This window comes from Oceanicoccus sp., from assembly GCF_029238675.1.
In the GTDB taxonomy this organism is placed as follows: domain Bacteria; phylum Pseudomonadota; class Gammaproteobacteria; order Pseudomonadales; family Dasaniaceae; genus Oceanicoccus.
In genome coordinates, this window is record NZ_JAQWFR010000023.1 from 21,592 (window position 1) to 42,414 (window position 20,823).

Sequence of the window (20,823 nt, forward strand, 5' to 3'; positions counted from 1 at the left end):
TCTATGCCTATTTACACCCTAGTCGACACCGAGAAGACAAACCCTGAGTCTATTGTCGATAACCATATTAAGCAGCTAGTCGGCGAAAAAGCGTCCTTGCTGTTGGTAAACTACCCTTTTGAACAGTACTGGCTTGAAGGTCAGCCAGTTGTCCGCCTGTTGGCTATTTACAGCCTGGGTGTGTGGGAAGATAGCGTTGATATTGAGTTTACTGTCACAGAATTTAACCAGAACCTGATCGACACACTGGGAAGCGAGAAGCCCGAACAGGGTTTTGTCTTTTCCCAGTGGTGCAACGCCCAGTCTTTACCTGTGTTATCGCCTGACAAACCATTGCCTTTGCTGAGCCTGAATATACCCAAGCCCTGGGGGCAAGAGATTTGGTATACGGGAATAGAAGAGCGGGGTGTAGCGGCGGTGGGTTATGGCGCCAGCCAGACTTTATTGCCCTATATTTTGTCAGCGCTGCCACAGCGCTTGTGCGGAGGCCAGCAACGCTCCCTGATATTATTAAAAATTCTGGACCCATTACCTGAAGAGGTATTGGGCGACCTGTACTTTGAGCTGCATCAGGAAAAGCGTGAGGTTTATGTTGTTACTCATATTGATGACGTAGCATGGCCAGCGGGTGAGGGGGGGATTAAATTTGGTTTTAATCAGGATAAGCGCCAGCTCTTCGCTTCAGATACTGACTTTCGTGCAGGTTTTGCTGCAGCGGTCAAAAGCTATGAGACTTGTCGCCGTGAAGTCGATGGCTTGATCGATACCCTGCGAACAGCGGATGGCTATGGTTTAAACGAGCCAGTCCCTGCAACGGTTCTGTCCCAATGGTTATCAAAGGTCCCTGCAGATTTGGCTGGGCAGGAGAGAGCCCTGCGCGCTGAAATGGACTCTTTTACCCAGACCTTGCCGCTATCAGTAGGGGATGTGGTCAAGGTGCCCTGTTTAACGCCTCACTCATTACAGCATGGTGTTAGAACCGTAGAATTCCAAACCCCGGTCTACGAGCGGCTAATCCTTGCTTTCGCCCAAAAGGTACTAACCCAGCAGCACTGGGATACTGAGAGTGCGGTAGAGCTTATGTCTCTGGAACCGGGTCAGCAAGATCCCCATTTGGCTCTTTATAACACCAATGGCGTAAGCGTTGAGCGTATTGTCGATTTTAACGACTTTCAGGTGCAAAGAATTACCCTTGAGGCGGGCGTTGACTATACGCTGCCACCTGCAGGCAGCTATGGCCTGTTGATGGCTATCGACGAAGGCTTGCTGGTATGGGAAAAAGCTCTAAATCCGGAAAGCGCGGTTTTGCTGCCCAAGGCGATTTCTAAAGTCCAATTGATGAATACTTCACCAGAAAAAATCACCTTTTTGCTGGCCTACCCCAATTAATCCGACAAATAGCCAGAATGTTGTAGAAACCCGCCTATAAGACTGTTGAACCGGCCTCCGCATTGTGGCAGAATCACGGCCCCTGTGATTGAGGCTAGTTAGGTAAATCTTATCGATTAGCGATACATTTCAATTACTTAGTAGATTTAGCTCAAGTTGTTTAAAAACTGGGCATATACCGTTTTCGGTATGCGGACGTGGTGGAATTGGTAGACACGCCAGATTTAGGTTCTGGTGCAGCAATGTGTGAGAGTTCGAGTCTCTCCGTCCGCACCATTTATTGTTAACACCACTTTTCAGTGATCATTACCCCTCAAGACGCACTTAATAAGACGCTAGCAGGGGCTAGAGGAATCTCATGCAAGTTTCAATACAAACAACGTCAGGCTTAGAACGCAAATTGACAGTGGGTGTTCCCGCTGAGCGCGTTGATAACGAAGTTAATGTCCGTCTGCAAAAAGCATCCAAAACCGTTCGTCTAGATGGCTTCCGTCCTGGCAAAGTCCCGATGAAAGTGATGAAGCAGCGTTTTGGCGCCGGCGTTCGTCAGGAAGTCATGCAAGAAGTAATGAACCAGAGCTTTAGTGAAGCGATTGCGCAGGAAAATATACAACCAGCTGGCATGCCTTCTATAGAGCCAAAGAACATTGAAGCGGGTAGTGACCTTGAATATGTTGCTACCTTTGAGATCTTCCCTGAGATCGAAACTAAAGATTACAGCTCGATGACCGTAGAAAAGCCCGTTGCCGAAGTGGGCGATGAGGACGTGAGCAAAATGATTGAAACTCTGCGTGAACAGCAGTCTACCTGGGAAGAAGTAGATCGCGTTGCTGCAGAGGGCGATCAGGTTAATATCAACTATGTGGGTACCAAAGATGGCGAAGCCTTCGAGGGCGGTACAGCTGATAACTCTCCTTTAGAGTTGGGTTCAAATCGAATGATCCCAGGTTTTGAAGATGGCATCGCTGGCATGAAAGCGGGTGAAGAAAAAGTTATATCCCTGACATTCCCCGAAGACTATCAGGCAGAAGAACTCAAAGGGGCAGCTGTTGAATTTACTGTAACCGTTAATTCTGTTGCTGAGAAAAAGCTGGCCGAACTGAATGATGAACTTTTTGAAAAGTTTGGTGTTAAAGAAGGCGGTGAAGAAAAATTCCGTGAAGATGTTGCTGGCAACATGAAGCGTGAATTGGAAAACGCCACCAAAGGCAAAGTAAAAAATCAGGTAATGGATGCATTGGTAGCAGCTCATGATGATTTGCAGCTTCCACAGGCTTTAATCAAGCAGGAAATCACCGCATTAAAGCAGCAGATGGTTCAGCAGTTTGGCGGCCAGGCCGCTTCATTGGATGTTGATTCATTACTGCCCGACGATATGTTTACCGAGCAAGCTGATCGTCGTGTACGTTTAGGCCTGGTATTGAATGAATATATCAGTTCAGAGGATTTAACCGCAGACCCGGATAAAGTGAAAGAAACCATTGAAGGTTTCGCAGCCACTTACGAAGATCCCGAAGAAGTGATTAACTACTACTACAACAACCAGCAGCAATTACAGGAAGTTCAATCTATGGTGTTGGAAGATTCAGTGGTTGAGAAATTGATGGACCAAGCCACAGTCACTGAGAAAGCTTGCAGCTATGACGAAGTGATGGCGCCAGAGGCGCCGCCGGAAACGGGCGAAGAGTAACATCTTCAATCATTTAGCAACAAATTGACAACAAGCGACTATACTTTAGTCGCTTGCTTGTTTATGGCAGCCATAAGTTCAGATATTAAGTTCAGCAAACCACACATCTTGATAAAAACGGAAGAGCGATAATAGAATGTCCAGATTTGATCATCACGGTATTAATCCGCAAGAAATTAACAACCTGGGTTTAGTTCCTATGGTTGTGGAGCAGACTGCTAAAGGTGAGCGTTCCTATGATATATACTCGCGTTTATTAAAAGAGCGGGTCATATTTATGGTTGGCCCAGTAGAAGACAATATGGCTAATCTTATTGTTGCCCAGATGTTATTCCTGGAGTCAGAAAACCCTGACAAAGATATTCACCTGTATATTAATTCACCCGGTGGTTCAGTAACTGCCGGCCTGTCGATTTACGACACCATGCAGTTTATCAAGCCCGATGTCAGTACCATGTGTATTGGCCAGGCTGCCAGCATGGGTGCCTTCCTGCTAACAGGTGGGGCCAAAGGCAAACGCTTTATCCTGCCTAATGCTCGCACCATGATTCACCAGCCAAGCGGTGGAGCCCAGGGTCAGGCCACGGATATTGATATCCAGGCCAAAGAAATCCTGATTATCCGCGAGCGCCTAAACCAGTTGATGGCTCACCATACTGGCCAGGACTTCGAAACTATTGCCCGTGACACCGAGCGAGACAACTTTATGAACGCAGAGGCCTCTAAAGAATACGGCCTGGTTGACGAGGTTATAGAGCGCAGACACAGTGCCGAGGGCTAAGCCTGCTTTGTAAATAATTAAATTTGGCTGTCAGGGCTTGCAAAATCGTCTAAAAGACAGCATCTTTAGTACTGGAAACAGCCAGAATTTACGAAACAATGTTTTAAAAAAGAGTCCACAAGGGCTTGTGAAAAGCTAGAAAGGCTAGAAAGGGTAAAGTTTTAATGAGTGACAATACAAAAGAGACCGGTGATGACGGCGGCAAGCTGCTTTATTGCTCGTTTTGTGGCAAAAGTCAGCATGAAGTCCGTAAGCTGATTGCAGGGCCCTCTGTCTTTATCTGCGATGAATGTGTCGATCTGTGTAACGACATCATTCGTGAAGAAGTACAGGAAAGCGCCGGAGAAACCACCCAGGATCGTCTTCCTACTCCTGTTGAAATCAAAGAAATTCTCGACGAATACGTTATTGGCCAGAAACAGGCCAAAAAGGTTCTGGCGGTTGCGGTCTATAACCACTACAAGCGCTTGCGCTGTGGTGAGCCCAAAAAAGACGAGGTTGAGCTAGGTAAGAGTAATATCTTGCTGGTTGGACCCACCGGTAGCGGTAAAACCTTACTGGCAGAGACTCTGGCTCGCCTGTTGGATGTGCCCTTTACCATTGCTGACGCCACCACTTTAACCGAAGCCGGTTATGTGGGCGAAGACGTCGAGAATATTATTCAAAAACTGCTGCAGAAATGTGATTACGATGTTGATAAAGCCCAGATGGGTATTGTCTATATCGATGAGATCGACAAGATTTCACGCAAGTCGGATAACCCCTCTATTACTCGTGATGTATCCGGCGAAGGTGTACAGCAGGCCCTATTGAAGCTGATTGAGGGCACCGTTGCTTCTGTACCACCTCAAGGTGGTCGTAAGCATCCGCAACAAGAATTTTTACAAGTTGATACCTCCAATATTCTGTTTATTTGTGGCGGTGCTTTTGCAGGTCTGGATAAAGTGATTCGCGACCGTTCCGAGAAGGGCGGTATAGGCTTTAGTGCCGAAGTGAAAAGCAAGGATGAGACTAGGAATGTCGGTCAGGTATTGGCTGATTTAGAGCCGGAAGATCTGGTTCGCTACGGTCTTATCCCTGAATTTGTTGGTCGTTTACCGGTTATTGCCACGCTTGAAGAGCTGGATGTTGATGCCCTGATTAGTATCCTGACTGAGCCTAAGAACTCGCTGACCAAGCAGTATGCTAAATTGTTTGAGATGGAGTCCGTAGAAGTAGACTTCCGTGAAGATGGCGTCCGCGCTATCGCTGAGAAGGCAATGGAGCGTAAGACTGGTGCTCGTGGTCTGCGTTCTATTCTTGAGTCAGTACTGCTGGAAACTATGTATAAGATCCCATCAGAAGATACGGTGTCTAAGGTGGTTATCGACGAGTCTGTGATCAAAGATGAGTCCGAGCCATTGCTGGTTTACAAAACCCCTGAACAGGAACCGCTAAAGTCTGCCTCCCCCGACGAGTAATAAGGGATGTTAGACGCTAAAAGGGCCTTAACTGGTCCTTTTTTGTGCCTGCTGAAGACCATTTTCATAGCCAAATAAAATAAAACTTATCTCCCTTGTAATTAGTGGTTATGGCCCCCATTAAACCTTAAGATGGATTCTCTGCCCAAACATAGGCCGGCGGGCTCTGGATTAACTGCCAGAACCGCCTATTATTACTGGATTAGACGAACTTCCCTCACATCAAAAACTACAAATACTGGGTGAACCCTTATGAGCGAGAACATCGGCGAAACTATGGAATCCATTGAATTACCATTGTTGCCATTAAGAGATGTTGTGGTTTACCCACATATGGTTATCCCCTTGTTTGTTGGCCGGGAGCGCTCCATTGAGGCGCTTGAGGATGCGATGGCCAAAGATAAACAAATCCTGTTGGTCGCCCAGAAAAATGCCTCTGTTGATGATCCCAGTGAAAAAGATATTTACCGGGTAGGCACCGTTTCAACGGTGTTGCAATTACTTAAGCTGCCTGACGGTACCGTAAAGGTGCTGGTTGAAGGGGGTTATAGAGCGAAACTGGAGACGGTTAATGCCACTGAAAGCTTTTATACAGCAGTTACCGTTGCCGATGAGCCCGAGCCGCTTTCTGAGGCGGATGCTGAAGCTCTGGTTCAGGCAACGATGGGCCAGTTTGATAAATACGTAAACCTGAGTAAAAAAGTCCCTTCTGAAGTATTGAACTCTGTATCCGGTATTGATGAGCCAGGCCGCCTGGCAGATACCATTGCTGCCCATATGTCCCTTGAGTTGGAGCAAAAACAGGCCATTCTGGAAGTGGCTGATGTCAACGAGCGTATCGACCACTTGATGGGCTTGATGGAAGCCGAAATTGATCTGTTCCAGGTTGAAAAACGCATCCGTGGCCGTGTTAAGAAGCAGATGGAGAAAAGCCAGCGCGAGTACTACCTGAATGAGCAAATGAAAGCGATTCAGAAAGAACTGGGCGATATGGATGAGGCCCCTAACGAACTCGAAGACCTGCAAAACAAAATTAAAGAAAGCGGTATGAGCAAAGAGGCCGAAGAAAAGGCCAGTGCCGAGCTTAATAAACTGAAAATGATGTCACCGATGTCTGCCGAAGCTTCCGTAGTCCGCAGTTATATCGACTGGATGGTCAACGTGCCTTGGAAGAAGCGCTCCAAAGTAAAGCATGACCTTAAGCGCGCCTCCAAAATCCTTGAAGATGATCACTACGGTCTGGAAGAGGTTAAAGAGCGCATTCTGGAATACCTCGCGGTGCAAAAGCGCGTTAAAAAGATCAAAGGGCCGGTTCTATGTTTAGTGGGGCCACCGGGGGTGGGTAAAACCTCCTTGGGTGAGTCTATTGCCCGTTCTACTAACCGTAAATTTGTGCGCATGGCCTTGGGTGGCGTTCGTGATGAAGCTGAAATTCGTGGCCACCGTCGTACCTATATTGGTTCAATGCCCGGCAAGATCTTGCAGAAGCTCTCTAAGGTTGAAGTAAAAAATCCCTTATTCCTGCTTGATGAGATCGACAAAATGGGTATGGACAATCGCGGCGACCCAGCCTCAGCCTTACTGGAAGTGTTAGACCCCGAACAGAACAACAGTTTTAACGACCACTATTTGGAAGTCGATTACGATCTTTCTGATGTGATGTTTATCTGTACCTCCAACTCCATGAATATTCCTGCGCCACTGTTGGATCGTATGGAAGTGATTCGTATTCCCGGCTATACCGAGGACGAGAAGGTCAATATCGCCCAGCGTTACCTAAAACCCAAGGCGATGAAAAACAATGGTGTCAAAGAAACCGAGCTAACCATTACTGAAGAAGCCATCCGTGACCTGGTGCGTTATTACACCCGTGAGGCGGGGGTGAGAAACCTCGAGCGTGAGGTGGCCAAGCTTTGCCGTAAAGTGGTTAAAGAGTTTTCACTGGCAGAAAAAGAAGCCCCCATTACTATAGGGCCTGATGATTTAGAGCATTACAGTGGTGTGCGTAAATTCAGCTACGGTAAGGCTGAGGAAGCCAGTCAAATCGGTCAGGTTACCGGTCTGGCCTGGACTCAGGTGGGTGGTGAATTACTGACTATAGAAGCCGTATCCGTCACCGGTAAAGGACGCCAGGTCAAAACCGGCTCCCTGGGCGATGTGATGCAAGAGTCTATTCAGGCAGCGACCACCGTTGTTCGCAGCCGTTCCCAGCTGCTGGGTATTCCTGCCAGATACCACGATGAGCATGACCTGCATATCCACGTGCCAGAGGGTGCAACACCGAAAGATGGCCCCAGTGCCGGTATCGGTATGTGCACAGCCCTGGTTTCGGTATTGACGGGTATTCCGGTTAATTCTGATGTGGCTATGACTGGCGAGATCACCTTGCGTGGCCAGGTTTTACCTATCGGCGGTTTAAAAGAGAAGTTACTGGCTGCTCACAGGGGCGGAATCAAGACTGTTATTATCCCCGATGAAAATAGCCGGGACCTGAAAGAAATCCCCGATAATATTAAAGCCGATTTGGTGATTAAACCGGTTAAGTGGATTGATGAAGTCTTAGAAGTTGCGCTTGAAACCATGCCAAAGCCGCTATCGGATGATGAGTTTTTAAGCAAGTCTGGGGATAATTCCGGGCTAATAAAAGAAAAAGGAAAAAAGGGCGGGAAAAGTCAGGTAAAGGCCCATTAAATAATAGCTTTTCAGCTTGACCGTCATGGGCGCAATTGGTATAAATTGCGTCCTGCATTAATTAAAGCCGAATTATTAGAAATAATAAAACGGAAACCAAATTTTTGGCTTTAGTTTTTGTTATCGCACAATACAGACTATGCAGGCTGTAATTAGATAACCAGTGAAAACCTAAAAGCGTATATTCTTAAAAGGGGATAAGTGTGAACAAATCTGAGTTGATTGAAGCAATTGCGGCGTCTGCCGATTTACCTAAAGCTGCTGCTGGCCGTGCGCTGGATGCTATGGTTGATACCATTACTGGCGCATTAAAAGAAGATGACCAGGTTGTATTAGTGGGTTTTGGTACTTTCTCGGTAAAAGATCGTGCAGCTCGTACAGGTCGCAACCCTCAAACGGGTGCAGAAATCCAGATTAAAGCGGCTAAAGTACCTGGTTTTAAAGCGGGTAAAGCCCTGAAAGACGCTGTCAATTAATTCTATTTTTAGCCTGCCGTTTTGTGGACAGGCTGATTGAAACAATAGTAAAAATAGCGACAGTAATTACTAGTTTGAAGTCAATATTTAAATTTTCAAAAAGGCGCATCTATCGATGCGCTTTTTTTGGTTAAAGGAAACGCTCTGCGGGGGCTCAAATGCTGCAAAATATTCGTAATAATAGCCAGGGGTTAGTGGCCAAATTTATTATTGGTTTGATCATCATACCGTTTGCTCTATTTGGTATTGATAGCCTGGTGGGTGGTGGTGGGCCTGCCAACGTCGCCACTGTTAATGGTGAAGACATTACTTTAATGGAATTAGACCAGGCGATGAATCTGGAGCGCCGTCGGCTGCTTAACCGTATGGGTGAAAATGCTGACCCCTCATTGCTGACAGATGAGTTATTGCGTGGCCCGGTACTGGAACGCTTAATTCAGCAGCACTTATTAATGCAAGCGGCTAGTGACGAGTCTGTAGTGGTATCGGCAACCGCCATTGATCAGGCCATAGTTAATATGAGCCAGTTTCAGGAAAATGGTCAGTTTTCTCCCCAGCTGTATCAAAACATCTTGCGTAGCAATGGTTATACCCCCAGTTATTTTAAGCAAATGATGTCTGATGAAATGGCGAGTAGCCAGCTTAATGCTGGTATTGCCGGTTCTGCTTTTGTCACTGAGGCTGAGTTAGAACAGGTTGCCAGTATCGTTGGTCAGCAAAGAAGCTTCCGTTATTTTATTCTGCCTAAAGCTAAAGTTGCTGCACAGGTTCAAGTGACTGATGCAGAAGTACAAGCCTACTACGACGCCAATATCGACAGCTTCCAGTCAGAAGACCAGGTAAAACTTGAGTATATTGAATTAAAACAACAGGACTTTTTTAAGCCTGTATCTGATGAAGATCTGCAGCGTGCCTATGCAGAGGATATCGAGTCATTTAACTCTCAGGAAGAGCGCAGGGTATCCCACATCCTTATTGAGCTTAGTGATGACCGGGATGAAGCTGAGGCCCGAGCCATAATCGAATCATTGATGAAAAAGTTGGATAATGGAGATGACTTTGGCGCGCTGGCTACAGAGTTTTCTGATGACCGGGGTTCTGCGCGTAATGGTGGTGACCTGGGTTATACTCAGGGTGATACCTTTCCTGAAGAGTTTGAAACAGCCTTGGCTGAATTGGATGTTGATCAGGTGTCCGCACCGGTGTTAACAGATGCCGGTTTCCACTTAATCAAGGCTACCGAAATCAAACAGGGCGATAAGCCTTCCTTTGACGACCGTAAACCAATACTCGCTCAACGTATTCAGCTGGCCGCAGCTGAGGCTGATTTTATCAAGGCAGTAGAAAACCTGCGTGACCTGGTATTTAACTCAGAGGGCCTTTCATCACCCGCTAAGGAACTCTCAGTCGACGTTAAGCAATCTGCACTTATTGGTCGCGCCAGTGCCACCGGCACCTTGGCAAATACTCAAGTACTCGCAGCTGCGTTCAGTACCGATGTGCTGGAAGACGGCAACAACAGTGAAGTACTGGAGCTTGCTACGGACCACTTTATCGTTGTCAATGTACTTGAGCACCAGCCGCCCGCAGCCAAGCCTTTAAGCGATGTTAAGGCAGGTATCGTAGCTCAGTTATCCGCAACGCGATCCACCGAGCTTGCCCTTAAATTAGCTGAAGATTCCCTTGCGGCACTGTCTGCTGGTAGTGCTTTGGAGGCGGTCGCCAAAGCCGGCGATTATGAATGGCAGGTTCAGCAAAATATTAACCGCAATAATGTTGCTGTTGACCCCGGTTTATTATCAGCGGTATTCGCTATGCCGGCGGTAAGTGATGGTGCTGTTGTTAATAAGGCGTTGAGCTTGTCGAATGGTGATGTAGCTGTGGTGCAATTAGAAGAGGTAGAAGATGGCAGTTGGAAGCAATTTTCCATTGCCGAACAGCGTGGTTTGAAGTCAGAGCTAGAGCGTAATTCGAGTGCGCGCAGTATCAGCGGCTTTTTAAATATGCTGAGAGAAAACGCAGAAATCACTATTTTATAAGTTTGATTAGCATAAATTATATTTTATTTTAGGAGTTGTTAGACGTGTACAAGGTGCTCACTTTAAACCAGATATCCGTTAAAGGCCTGGATAGACTTCCCCGTGATAACTATGAAATCGCCAGCGAATTTTCAACCCCGGATGCTGTTTTATTAAGAAGCCATAAACTCAAGCCTGAAGATATTCCCGCCTCAGTGTTGGGTATAGGCCGCGCTGGTGCAGGTTATAATAATATTCCTGTTGAACATTGTACTGACCAGGGTATTCCGGTTTTTAATACCCCTGGTGCCAATGCTAATGCTGTAAAAGAATTAATTGTTTCTGCTCTGACCCTGGGTTCCCGCGGTATTTTGGAAGGTATCGACTATGTTGATACCTTGTCAGATATGACCGACGGTGCTGAAATGAGCAAGCTGCTGGAGAAAGAGAAAAAGCGTTTTAAAGGTAACGAATTAGCGGGTAAAACTTTAGGTGTTATTGGTCTGGGTGCTATCGGCTCAATGGTTGCTGATACGGCTTTAAGTTTAGGTATGCAGGTTGCCGGTTATGATCCGGCCTTGTCGGTTGATGCAGCCTGGCGTCTATCCAGCGATATCAAAAAGGTCGATAATATTGCCTCTTTGGTCTCTCGTTCTGATTATATTACTTTGCATTTGCCGGTTCTTGATGCCACTCGCGGTATGATTAATAGCGACCTGCTCTCAAACCTAAAAGAAGGTGCAATTTTATTAAACTTCGCCCGCGAAGAAATTGTTGATACCCCATCCGTGGTTGAAGCCCTGGAGTCAGGCAGATTAGCTAAATATATTGCTGATTTCCCGTCGCCGTCATTGATTGGTGTTAGAGGTGCTGTATTGACTCCACATATCGGTGCCAGTACCGATGAGGCGGAAGAGAACTGTGCCGTAATGGCGGCCAACCAACTTAAGGACTTCCTTGAGAATGGCAATATTAAAAACTCTGTTAACTTTCCGCCGCTAAATCTTGAGCGTACTCCAGGCTGTGAAAGTGTTCGCCTGTCGATCAGTAATCGCAATGTACCCAAAATTTTAGGCAGCATTCTGTCTATTTTCGCTGATGAAAATATCAATGTAGTCGATATGCTTAATAAGAGCCGTGACGAAATTGCCTACAACCTGATTGATGTTGATGCTGCACCATCGGAAAATGTGTTGCAGCAAATGCGTGCCATTGAAGGTGTCGTAAATGTTCGTTTAATTGGTTAGTCTTAAAAGACCCAGGCTAATTATTAAAGGGTTCTTTCGAGAGCCCTTTTTTGTGTCTGTTGACAAACCGGGGTGGGTGGCTCTACTGTTTGGCTTCTATAATCAATCTATGAGCAAGAAAGGGTGGTTTATGATATCGCTACGTATACTTAAACTCGGTATGGTCTTGGCTATCGCTGCGTTATTGCAGGCCTGTCAGTCATCTTATATTGCTGAACGAACGGAACACTACTCCAGAAAAATAGGTGTGATTAATCAGTTTGAAGTAAGTCGATGGCATAACCGGGTAATCACCACAAATAATCAAATCAGTGTTATCTGTGATGATGTTGAAAAGGTCGACGTGATTTTGTTGAGTGAAGTCATTGCCAAGGGCTTGGCGCCTCATTTCAAAAGTGTCACCGGTGGTGATTCTAAAGATACTATCGATGCTGCGATAGCCTTAACCAAAATCCATGGCAACAACTTTCTGGTCTATGTAGAGGTGGTTGAGAATAACGCCATTATAGAACCTGAAGAAACTGAACCAACCACCAACTATAGTCGTATGAAATTAATACTTACTGTTGTTGATGTAATTAGCGAAACAACCGTCGATAAAATCCTATTGACCGCCGAGACCTCCAACTTAAATTTTTGGGGTAACGAAATACCAGAGCTATTGGCTAGCCCCATTGCTTATGTTGGTCAAATACTGACAGATTCGCCAGTGGGCAATTAGCTTCAATTGAGGTAATAATGAAGAATGGTTCGGGTAATATAGAAAGTATCGAGCAGCACCTCAAAGGTCAAACAGGAAAGCCCCCGCTGCATCTTTGGAATCCTGAGTTGAGTGGTGATATTGATATAGTGATCAAGTCCAATGGTGACTGGTTTCACGATGGCTCGCTGATTAAGCGACGCGCCCTGGTTAAATTATTTTCCACTATCTTGCGCCGCGAGGACGACGGTGATTATTACCTATTAACCCCAGTTGAAAAATGGCGCATCCAGGTTGAGCAAACTGCACTTATTATTGTGGATATGGATGTTGTTAATGCCGGGGAAGCTGATCAACGTATTATTTTTACCACTAATGTGGATGACCAATATACCCTCAGTGAAAAATACCCTTTAATGACTTCTTCTGCTGAATCCGCTCCAGTTATAGAGTTGGATCAACAACTAACAGCTAAGCTCAATCGCGCTGTTTTTTATCGCTTGGCAGAGTTTGCCCTGGAAAAGCAGGGGCGTTTTTTTGTTATGAGCGAGGGTTCTGAATTTCACTTGGGTGCTGATTAACCATAAAAACCAAGTTGTCGCCCTCGCGAAGGCGGGGGCCCAGACTGCGTGCTCATGCTGTAGATTTCCGCCGAAGCGTAAATCTACAGCACTGGATTCCCGCCTTCGCGGGAATGACGAGGTGTGTTACATGTTCGGATAATTCGGTCCGCCCAATCCTTCAGGGGTTACCCAAACAATATTTTGTGACGGATCTTTAATATCGCAGGTCTTACAGTGCACGCAGTTCTGGCCATTAATCTGGAAGCGCTTGTCGCCATTGGCTTCTTCTACGATTTCATAAACACCGGCAGGGCAGTAACGCTGAGCGGGTTCATCGTACATGGGCAGGTTTTTCATCAGCGGTATATCAGCATCCTTGAGTGTTAAGTGGCAGGGCTGATCTTCTTCATGGTTAGTGTTCGATAGAAATACAGAAGACAACTTATCAAAGCTGATAACACCATCAGGTTTTGGGTATTCAATTTTTGGCATCTCAGAGGCAGGTTTAAGCGTCTGGTAATCCGGGGTTTTATCGCGAAGGGTAAATGGCAGTTTGCCCTGGAAAATACCCTGGTCGATAAAGGCCAGTGCCGCACCCACCATGCCGCCAAACTTATGCAGCAATGGGCCGAAGTTGCGCCATTTCTGTAATTCATCATTAAGCCACGAAGAATCAAAGCGGTTAGCATAATCAACCAGGTCAGCACCACTAATAGCATTGTCTGCGGTTAATGCAGCATGCAGCGTATCAGCGGCCAACATACCTGACTTCATGGCGGTATGGCTGCCTTTGATTCTGGCAAAGTTTAAGGTACCGGCATCATCACCGATTAATAAACCACCCGGGAAGCTCATTTTAGGTCGAGACTGTGGGCCACCTTTAATAAGTGCTCTCGCACCATAAGAAATACGAGTACCGCCTTCCAAATAGCTCTTGATTTTGTCGTGTTGCTTCCATTGTTGGAATTCGTCAAATGGAGAGACATGCGGGTTTGTATAACTTAATGGCACCACATAGCCGATAGCAATTTGATTGCCTTCCGCGTGATATAAGTAGCTACCTGAGGCTGTGCCTTTAGAAGCGGGCCAGCCAGTGGTGTGAATAACCAGTCCGGCTTGATGTTTGGATTCGTCGATTTCCCAGATTTCTTTAAAGCCGATGCCGTAGTGTTGAGGGTCACAGCCTTCATCAAGATTAAATTTCTCGATCAGTTGCTTGCCCAAGTGACCGCGACAACCTTCAGAAAATACCGTGTACTTGGCATGGAGTTCCATGCCCGGCATATAAGCGTCTTTATGGCTGCCATCAGCGGCAACGCCCATATCACCGGTGGCAATACCTTTGACGCTGCCATCGTCGTTATACAGGACTTCTGCGGCGGCAAAACCCGGGTAAATTTCTACACCCATGGCCTCTGCTTGTTCTGCCAGCCAGCGGCAAACATTAGCCAGGCTAATGACATAATTGCCATCATTGTGGAAACCGGGGGCAAACATCAGCGGAACGCTAATAGCGCTGGACTGATTGTTCATTAGCATCACCTTGTCTTCGGTGACAGGAACATTGAGAGGGGCGCCGCGCTCTTTCCAATCAGGAAAAAGCTCGGTTATGGCCTTGGGGTCCATAACCGCGCCAGAAAGAATATGTGCGCCAACTTCAGCGCCTTTCTCTACCACACAGACTGTAATGTCTTCGCTTAACTGGCGAATGCGGCAAGCAGCTGATAGTCCAGCAGGGCCAGCACCGACGATAACAACGTCGAATTCCATAGATTCACGTTCCACAACAATAGTCCTCATACTCGTCAAATAGGGTAGCGCGTAAAGGTTTCAGTTCAGGCGCTCGAAGGGCGGTAAGTATATATATTCATTTATAAAAGTGCCATTAGCCATAGGAAGCAAATGGTAGAGATTTTGGAGGGATTGTATAAGAGGTGTGAATGTAGTTAATTCACCGGCTAAATAGACTTTTATAAACGACAGTTTGGTAGTTTATGTATGTTTGGTTGTTATAAAAAGTTATTGACCTGCAGGCCTTTAAGCGTCAACATACGCGCGTTTTTTCGGGGCTACTCGATACCTCTATGGTTTTAACGGCGAGTAGCCAAATTTTGTGACTTCAAAACGGAGAATCTTATGAAGGTTCTTGTTCCTGTTAAGCGTGTTGCTGACGCTTATGTAAAAGTGCGTGCCAAAGCTGATGGCACTGGCGCTGATCTGAATAATGTAAAAATGGCTATCAATCCATTCTGCGAGATTGCAGTTGAAGAAGCTGTTCGTTTAAAAGAAGCGGGCACCGTTACTGAAATCATCGCTGTGTCCCTGGGTGACAAATCTTGCCAGGAGCAGATTCGCACTTCTCTAGCCCTGGGTGCCGATCGTGGTATTCAGGTTGAAACCGATGCAGAATTACAGCCTCTGGCTGTTGCCAAACTGCTAAAAGCGATTGTCGACAAAGAGCAGCCAGACATTGTTCTTCTGGGTAAGCAGTCTATCGATGGTGACAACAACCAGACTGGCCAAATGCTAGCCGCCCTGGCCGGCTTGCCTCAAGGTACTTTTGCCTCTGAAATTGAGGTTGCCGATGGTAAAGTGAATGTAACCCGTGAGATTGACGGTGGTTTACAAACAGTAGCTTTAAATTTGCCAGCGATTATCACTACCGATCTTCGTTTAAACGAACCTCGCTATGCTTCTCTGCCCAATATTATGAAGGCAAAGAGAAAGCCATTGGATGTAATGACACCAGACGAACTGGGTGTTGATATTGCCCCTCGTCTGACCACCGTTAAAGTTGAGCCACCTGCAGAGCGTTCAGCGGGTATCAAGGTTGAGTCAGTCGAAGTGCTGGTTGATAAACTGAAAAATGAAGCGAAGGTGATCTAATGAGTATTTTAATTTTAGCTGAACACGATAATGCTTCTATCAAAGAAACGACATTAAATGTAGTCACTGCGGCTGCTGCCATTGGCGGTGATATCACTTTACTGGTTGCAGGCTCTGATTGTGCTGCTGCCGGTGAAGCTGCTGCAAAAATTGCTGGTGTTACTAAAGTATTGGTAGCTGATAATGCTGCCTATGCTAACCAGTTGGCTGAAAATGTTGCGCCGTTGGTTGTGGAGTTAGCTGCTGATTATGGCTATGTATTGGCTCCTGCAACAACTACTGGCAAAAACGTTGCTCCTCGCATTGCTGCTTTATTAGATGTTGCTCAAATCTCTGACATCATTGCTGTTGAAAGCGCGGATACATTCAAGCGTCCAATCTATGCTGGCAATATTATTGCTACTGTTCAATCTGCCGATGCCACTAAAGTAATTACTGTGCGTGGTACTGCGTTTGACGCTGCGGCGGCTGAAGGTGGTTCTGCGGCGGTTGAAACTGTTGCTTCTGCCCATGATGCAGGTACTTCAAGCTTTGTTGGTGAAGAAGTTGCTGTTAGCGACCGTCCTGAATTAACCGCTGCAGGTGTTATCGTCTCTGGTGGTCGCGGTATGCAAAGTGGTGAGAACTTCGCTCTGCTGGAATCTGTTGCGGACAAACTGGGTGCTGCTGTTGGTGCATCTCGTGCTGCTGTTGATGCTGGTTTTGTTCCTAACGATATGCAGGTAGGTCAAACGGGTAAAATTGTTGCACCTGATTTGTATATTGCTGTAGGTATCTCCGGTGCCATCCAGCACTTGGCTGGTATGAAAGACAGTAAAATCATTGTTGCGATTAACAAAGACGAAGATGCTCCTATCTTCCAGGTTGCTGACTACGGTTTGGTAGCTGATTTGTTTGATGCGGTGCCTGAATTGGATTCTGCTCTGTAAGCTGAATTTAGATTCAAAAAAACCCGGCTTTAGCCGGGTTTTTTTATGCCCCTAAAAAATACGCCGCCGTCATTCCCGCGCAGGCGGGAATCCAGTGCTGTAGATTTCCGCTTTGGCGGAAATAACAGCATAAGCATGCAGGCTGGATTCCCGCCTGCGCGGGAATGACGGAGTGTAGGATTAATCCCGCCGTAATTTATCCGAAACCGCAATCGGTGTCATACAATTAAAGATTACGATATAAGATGAAATAACAAAGGTGATAATGGCTGTAGCCTGAATCAGGTGGGAGGCTTCTTTGCCAATTAGTGAAGCTCCGGTGGCTACATAAGCAATCAATAACGAGAACTCACTGATTTGCCCCAACCGAAAACCGATATCCCAGGCCAGTGGTTTTCTCTCGCTAACATTGCGTAACAGGCCGTAATAGATAACTGGTTTTAAACCAATAATTAATAGGGCCAAAATAGCAGCTGGTAATAAAATACTACCCAGCAAGCTTAAGTCAAAACGTGCACCCAGCGAGAAAAAGAACAGTACTAAAAAGAAATCTCTCAACGGTTTCAAGTTGACCGCTATATATTGTGATATTGGGCTGGTTGCCAAAGAAATACCGGCGATAAACGCGCCAATTTCAGCGGATAGCCCAACCATATGAGCGGCTTCTGCCATTCCTAAACACCAGCCAATGGCGAGTAGAAAAATATACTCATGAAAACGGTCAAAAGTTTGAATCAGTTTTAGCAAAATATATTTAACAAAACCGATCGCAAACAAAATAAACAAAGGTAGGGCGATAACGGTTTTACCTAGTAGCATTAAATCAAATTCACCGACGTCGCCGCTGAGTAAAATTAACAGCACAAAGATAGCGATAACATCCTGAATTAATAATAGGCCAATCATCATCTCGCCCATATGTCGGTGATGGAGTACGGTGGTGGGTAATAATTTGATACCAATAATAGTACTGGAAAACATCATTGCCGCGCCGACAATAACCGATTCCGTATGGGTGAAGCTAAAGCTCCAGGCTACCCCATAGCCAATAGCTGCAAAAGCAACAGAGCTGATCATGGCCACCCAGGATGCTTTTTTCATAGTGGAGATCAAGGCTTGGGGTTGCATATCCAGGCCAAGCAAAAACAATAAGAAAATAATACCGAAATGAGCGATATCAGATAATAATTTTAAGTCGGTCACATAGCCCATACCATAGGGGCCGATTAATGCACCTAAAGCGATATAAGCAATTAACATGGGTTGGCGGGTATAGAGGGCAACCGAGGCAAGCACGGCGGCACCTGAGAATATCAGGAAAAAAGCAAAGGTAATGCTGTTGGGGTCCATGATGATTGTTAGCCAATTATTGTCTTTACAGGATTATTACGTTAAACCAATAAAAAGGCCACTTAATAGTGACCTCTTTAATCTGTCATTTCCGCGTAGGCGGGAATCCAGTGGTTTTGGATGTACTCTGGGTTCCCGCCTTCGCGGGAACGACTAACGTCTTTTAAACAAAGGCTCTGGCTGGTCAATCGCAGCCTGGTAAGCGTCACTAAAATCAGCAAAGCTATCCAGGGCTTTATCAAGGTCAACACCATCGAGGGCAAAGGCATTAAAGCCACAGCGATTAAGAAAGTACAATTGGTCGCGAATAAATTCACCAATAGCCCTGACTTCGCCTTGGTAATTATGTTGCTGGCGCAGTTCACGGCCATAGGTAAAGCCGCGACCATCGGCAAAGGCCGGGAAGTTAATGGCAACAACGTCAAAGTTATCAAGGCTGTCGGCAATCAGCTGTGGCGATTCATCGCTGTTCAACCAAACTCCTAATTGACCGCGCTGGGCCAAAGTATCTTTCTGTCCGTTCCATAAAGATAGCGGAACAATAACAGCACCTTCAGGAACTTCAGTGGCTTGCGCATCCAGAACTTGCCAGTTGTCATCGGTAACAGCACCGTCTTTAATAATTTTATTTGGCATAGACTTTCTCCTTAAACGGATCAATGCCGACACGTCGATAAGTGTCGAGGAAACTTTCTTCTTCAGTGCGTAGAGTTACATAAATATCGAGAATTTTTTCGACAACATCAGGAACGTCAGCAGAAGAGAAAGAAGGGCCAAGGATTTTTGCTAGCGAGGCATCTTTATCCTGGCTACCACCCAATGAAATTTGGAAAAACTCCTGGCCTTTTTTATCCACACCCAATATACCAATATGGCCAATATGGTGGTGACCACAGGCATTCATACAGCCCGATATATTCAGGTCAATAGGACCTAAGTCATAGAGATAATCCAAATCATCAAATTTGCGTTGAATAGCTTCGGATACAGGTAGCGACTTGGCATTAGCCAAGGCACAGAAATCACCGCCGGGGCAGCAAATCATATCGGTCAGGTAGTTAATATTTGCTGTCGCAAAATTCTGTGCCTGGGCCTGCTCGAAAACCGCTAGCAGTTGATCTTTACGCACATGGGCCAAAATCAGGTTTTGCTGATGACTGGCACGAATTTCACCGAAAGAGAACTGGTCTGCCATATCGGCAACCGCTTCCATTTGCTGGTCGGTTAAATCTCCAGGGGCATAACCTGTAGCTTTTAGCGATAAGGTAACCATCGCATAACCAGGTGCTTGATGGGCATCGACATTGCGCTTTAACCAGTTAGCAAAGGCTGGGTTCTGCGCAGCTTGTTCCGCAAGGGAAGCTTCGGCAGCATTATCATCAATGCTGGCGTAATCCGGTGAATGGAAAAAGGACTTGGCTCGATCAAATTCGGCTTCCGTTAAAGTAGAAGGGCCGTCTTTGATGGTTGCCCACTCTTGCTCAACTTTTTCGCGGAAGGCTTCAATACCCATAGCGCGAACCAAAATCTTGATTCTGGCTTTGTATTTGTTATCGCGGCGACCAAGCTGGTTATAGACCCGCAAGATGGCTTCCAGATAAGTGATTAAATGTTGCTTGGGTAAGAAATCAACAATCTCGGTAGCAATCACCGGAGTCCGGCCCAGACCGCCACCAACTAATACGCGGAAACCAGTTTCGCCTTCAGCGTTATGAACGACCTCAATACCGATATCATGCATTTGTGTTGCAGCGCGATCAGCCTCAGAAGCACACACGGCGATTTTAAATTTACGGGGTAAAAAGGCAAATTCAGGGTGGAAGGTAGACCACTCGCGGATAATCTCACAGTAAGGGCGTGGATCTTCCAGCTCATCGGCAGCAGCACCGGCAAATTGGTCGGTGGTGGTGTTGCGGATACAGTTGCCACTGGTTTGGATAGCATGCATCTGTACTGAGGCCAGTTCTTCCAGGATATCGGGTACTTCTTCCAGCTTGGGCCAGTTTAACTGCAGATTCTGGCGGGTACTGAAATGGCCATAGCCTTTGTCATAGTGGCGGCTGATGTGGGCCAGTTTACGCATCTGGGTGCTGTTGAAGGTGCCGTAAGGAATAGCAATACGCAACATAGGGGCTAAACGCTGCACATACAGGCCGTTTTGCAGGCGTAAGGGCAGGAATTGCTCATCGGTGATTTCACCGGCCAGGTAACGCTCTGTCTGGCCGCGATACTGGTTTACCCGTTCGTCTACCAAGCGCTGATCGTGTTCGTCGTATATATACATTGGAGCCTTGCTGTAATTAGGTTAAAAGCTGTAATCGGTTAAAAATGACGCGGGATTGTACTAAATTTGATGCCGTTGGGCGAGATAAGTTTCTGTAATTGCTTGCTATATTGGGTTTGAAGCACAGTCATTCCCACCATCGCGGGAATGACTGGTGTAGGCGATCAAATCCCCCCTTTTGATTTAAAGAGATACTGCTATAATGCCGCCCAGAAAAAATACCCCCAACTAGTAATACCTGATGAGGAACAAGCAGTATGTCAGATCAAGAGAAGCATAATGATGGCCTAAACGATGCCTTTGCAGCCACCGCAGTGATTGCCCTTGTAGTCGGTACCGTTGTATTTTGGTTGAGTGGA

Annotated in this window: 16 protein-coding genes and 1 tRNA gene; 13 read left to right on the forward strand and 4 right to left on the reverse strand. The window is 46.3% G+C overall.

The genetic code is table 11. The features are described 5' to 3' along the window. The first annotated feature begins 3 nt into the window (after positions 1–3). The 11 genes from P8H32_RS07460 (at position 4) to P8H32_RS07510 (ending at position 13,033) form a co-directional block, all read left to right on the forward strand. Positions 4–1,389 carry a hypothetical protein gene (locus P8H32_RS07460; protein ID WP_301089005.1) on the forward strand — a complete coding sequence of 462 codons (1,386 nt, stop codon included), beginning with the start codon at positions 4–6 and terminating at the stop codon, positions 1,387–1,389. Between the two features lie 191 nt (positions 1,390–1,580). Beyond that, positions 1,581–1,665, forward strand: a tRNA-Leu gene (locus P8H32_RS07465). Positions 1,666–1,747: 82 nt separating this feature from the next. Further along, the gene (gene tig / locus P8H32_RS07470; protein WP_301089008.1) at positions 1,748–3,079 is read left to right on the forward strand and encodes a trigger factor; all 1,332 of its coding nucleotides are present in this window, start codon (positions 1,748–1,750) and stop codon (positions 3,077–3,079) included. 136 nt (positions 3,080–3,215) lie between these two features. Next, positions 3,216–3,860, forward strand: a complete 645-nt coding sequence (clpP, locus tag P8H32_RS07475) for an ATP-dependent Clp endopeptidase proteolytic subunit ClpP (protein WP_297291086.1) — start codon at positions 3,216–3,218, stop codon at positions 3,858–3,860. 164 nt (positions 3,861–4,024) lie between these two features. Next, positions 4,025–5,320, forward strand: a complete 1,296-nt coding sequence (gene clpX, locus P8H32_RS07480; protein ID WP_297291085.1) for an ATP-dependent Clp protease ATP-binding subunit ClpX — start codon at positions 4,025–4,027, stop codon at positions 5,318–5,320. 276 nt (positions 5,321–5,596) lie between these two features. Continuing rightward, positions 5,597–8,011, forward strand: coding sequence for an endopeptidase La (gene lon, locus P8H32_RS07485; protein WP_301089112.1), 2,415 nt, complete (start codon positions 5,597–5,599; stop codon positions 8,009–8,011). Between the two features lie 203 nt (positions 8,012–8,214). Then, the gene (locus P8H32_RS07490) at positions 8,215–8,487 is read left to right on the forward strand and encodes an HU family DNA-binding protein (protein ID WP_085759730.1); all 273 of its coding nucleotides are present in this window, start codon (positions 8,215–8,217) and stop codon (positions 8,485–8,487) included. 158 nt (positions 8,488–8,645) lie between these two features. After that, on the forward strand, positions 8,646–10,526 hold the full coding sequence (locus P8H32_RS07495; protein ID WP_301089013.1) for a SurA N-terminal domain-containing protein: 1,881 nt from the start codon (positions 8,646–8,648) through the stop codon (positions 10,524–10,526). 44 nt (positions 10,527–10,570) lie between these two features. Beyond that, the gene (locus P8H32_RS07500; protein WP_301089015.1) at positions 10,571–11,752 is read left to right on the forward strand and encodes a phosphoglycerate dehydrogenase; all 1,182 of its coding nucleotides are present in this window, start codon (positions 10,571–10,573) and stop codon (positions 11,750–11,752) included. A gap of 130 nt (positions 11,753–11,882) precedes the next feature. After that, the gene (locus P8H32_RS07505) at positions 11,883–12,473 is read left to right on the forward strand and encodes a hypothetical protein (RefSeq protein ID WP_297291081.1); all 591 of its coding nucleotides are present in this window, start codon (positions 11,883–11,885) and stop codon (positions 12,471–12,473) included. Between the two features lie 17 nt (positions 12,474–12,490). Next, a complete protein-coding gene (locus P8H32_RS07510) occupies positions 12,491–13,033 on the forward strand; it encodes a DUF1285 domain-containing protein (RefSeq protein ID WP_297291080.1) in 543 nt (180 codons plus the stop codon). 126 nt (positions 13,034–13,159) lie between these two features. On the opposite strand, the gene P8H32_RS07515 is transcribed toward P8H32_RS07510, so the two are convergent. Further along, on the reverse strand, positions 13,160–14,800 hold the full coding sequence (locus tag P8H32_RS07515) for an electron transfer flavoprotein-ubiquinone oxidoreductase (protein WP_297291079.1): 1,641 nt from the start codon (positions 14,798–14,800) through the stop codon (positions 13,160–13,162). Positions 14,801–15,151: 351 nt separating this feature from the next. Between P8H32_RS07515 and P8H32_RS07520 the strand changes: the two genes are divergently transcribed. Together P8H32_RS07520 and P8H32_RS07525 are read left to right on the forward strand one after the other, a co-directional pair. After that, on the forward strand, positions 15,152–15,901 hold the full coding sequence (locus P8H32_RS07520) for an electron transfer flavoprotein subunit beta/FixA family protein (RefSeq protein ID WP_297291078.1): 750 nt from the start codon (positions 15,152–15,154) through the stop codon (positions 15,899–15,901). Further along, entirely contained in the window at positions 15,901–16,830 is a 930-nt protein-coding gene (locus P8H32_RS07525) for an FAD-binding protein (RefSeq protein ID WP_297291077.1), read from the forward strand. Before P8H32_RS07520 ends, P8H32_RS07525 begins: the two co-directional genes overlap by 1 nt. 180 nt (positions 16,831–17,010) lie before the next feature. On the opposite strand, the gene P8H32_RS07530 is transcribed toward P8H32_RS07525, so the two are convergent. The 3 genes from P8H32_RS07530 to P8H32_RS07540 all read right to left on the reverse strand — a co-directional run bounded on the left by P8H32_RS07530 (position 17,011) and on the right by P8H32_RS07540 (position 20,464). Continuing rightward, on the reverse strand, positions 17,011–18,180 hold the full coding sequence (locus P8H32_RS07530; protein ID WP_297292033.1) for a cation:proton antiporter: 1,170 nt from the start codon (positions 18,178–18,180) through the stop codon (positions 17,011–17,013). Positions 18,181–18,333: 153 nt separating this feature from the next. Further along, complete coding sequence (locus P8H32_RS07535; RefSeq protein WP_297292034.1) at positions 18,334–18,816, reverse strand: DUF934 domain-containing protein; 483 nt, start codon at positions 18,814–18,816, stop codon at positions 18,334–18,336. Further along, positions 18,806–20,464, reverse strand: coding sequence for a nitrite/sulfite reductase (locus tag P8H32_RS07540; protein ID WP_297292035.1), 1,659 nt, complete (start codon positions 20,462–20,464; stop codon positions 18,806–18,808). The genes P8H32_RS07535 and P8H32_RS07540 overlap by 11 nt, the downstream gene beginning before the upstream one ends. Positions 20,465–20,823 lie beyond the last annotated feature (359 nt).

Coding starts and splice junctions, on each gene's coding strand:
- P8H32_RS07525 (WP_297291077.1), top strand. CDS start 15,901: ATGAGTATTTTAATTTTAGCTGAACACGATAATGCTTCTATCAAAGAA.
- lon (WP_301089112.1), top strand. CDS start 5,597: ATGGAATCCATTGAATTACCATTGTTGCCATTAAGAGATGTTGTGGTT.
- P8H32_RS07530 (WP_297292033.1), bottom strand. CDS start 18,180: ATGGACCCCAACAGCATTACCTTTGCTTTTTTCCTGATATTCTCAGGT.
- P8H32_RS07520 (WP_297291078.1), top strand. CDS start 15,152: ATGAAGGTTCTTGTTCCTGTTAAGCGTGTTGCTGACGCTTATGTAAAA.
- P8H32_RS07505 (WP_297291081.1), top strand. CDS start 11,883: ATGATATCGCTACGTATACTTAAACTCGGTATGGTCTTGGCTATCGCT.
- clpX (WP_297291085.1), top strand. CDS start 4,025: ATGAGTGACAATACAAAAGAGACCGGTGATGACGGCGGCAAGCTGCTT.
- tig (WP_301089008.1), top strand. CDS start 1,748: ATGCAAGTTTCAATACAAACAACGTCAGGCTTAGAACGCAAATTGACA.
- P8H32_RS07495 (WP_301089013.1), top strand. CDS start 8,646: ATGCTGCAAAATATTCGTAATAATAGCCAGGGGTTAGTGGCCAAATTT.
- clpP (WP_297291086.1), top strand. CDS start 3,216: ATGTCCAGATTTGATCATCACGGTATTAATCCGCAAGAAATTAACAAC.
- P8H32_RS07460 (WP_301089005.1), top strand. CDS start 4: ATGCCTATTTACACCCTAGTCGACACCGAGAAGACAAACCCTGAGTCT.
- P8H32_RS07535 (WP_297292034.1), bottom strand. CDS start 18,816: ATGCCAAATAAAATTATTAAAGACGGTGCTGTTACCGATGACAACTGG.
- P8H32_RS07510 (WP_297291080.1), top strand. CDS start 12,491: ATGAAGAATGGTTCGGGTAATATAGAAAGTATCGAGCAGCACCTCAAA.
- P8H32_RS07540 (WP_297292035.1), bottom strand. CDS start 20,464: ATGTATATATACGACGAACACGATCAGCGCTTGGTAGACGAACGGGTA.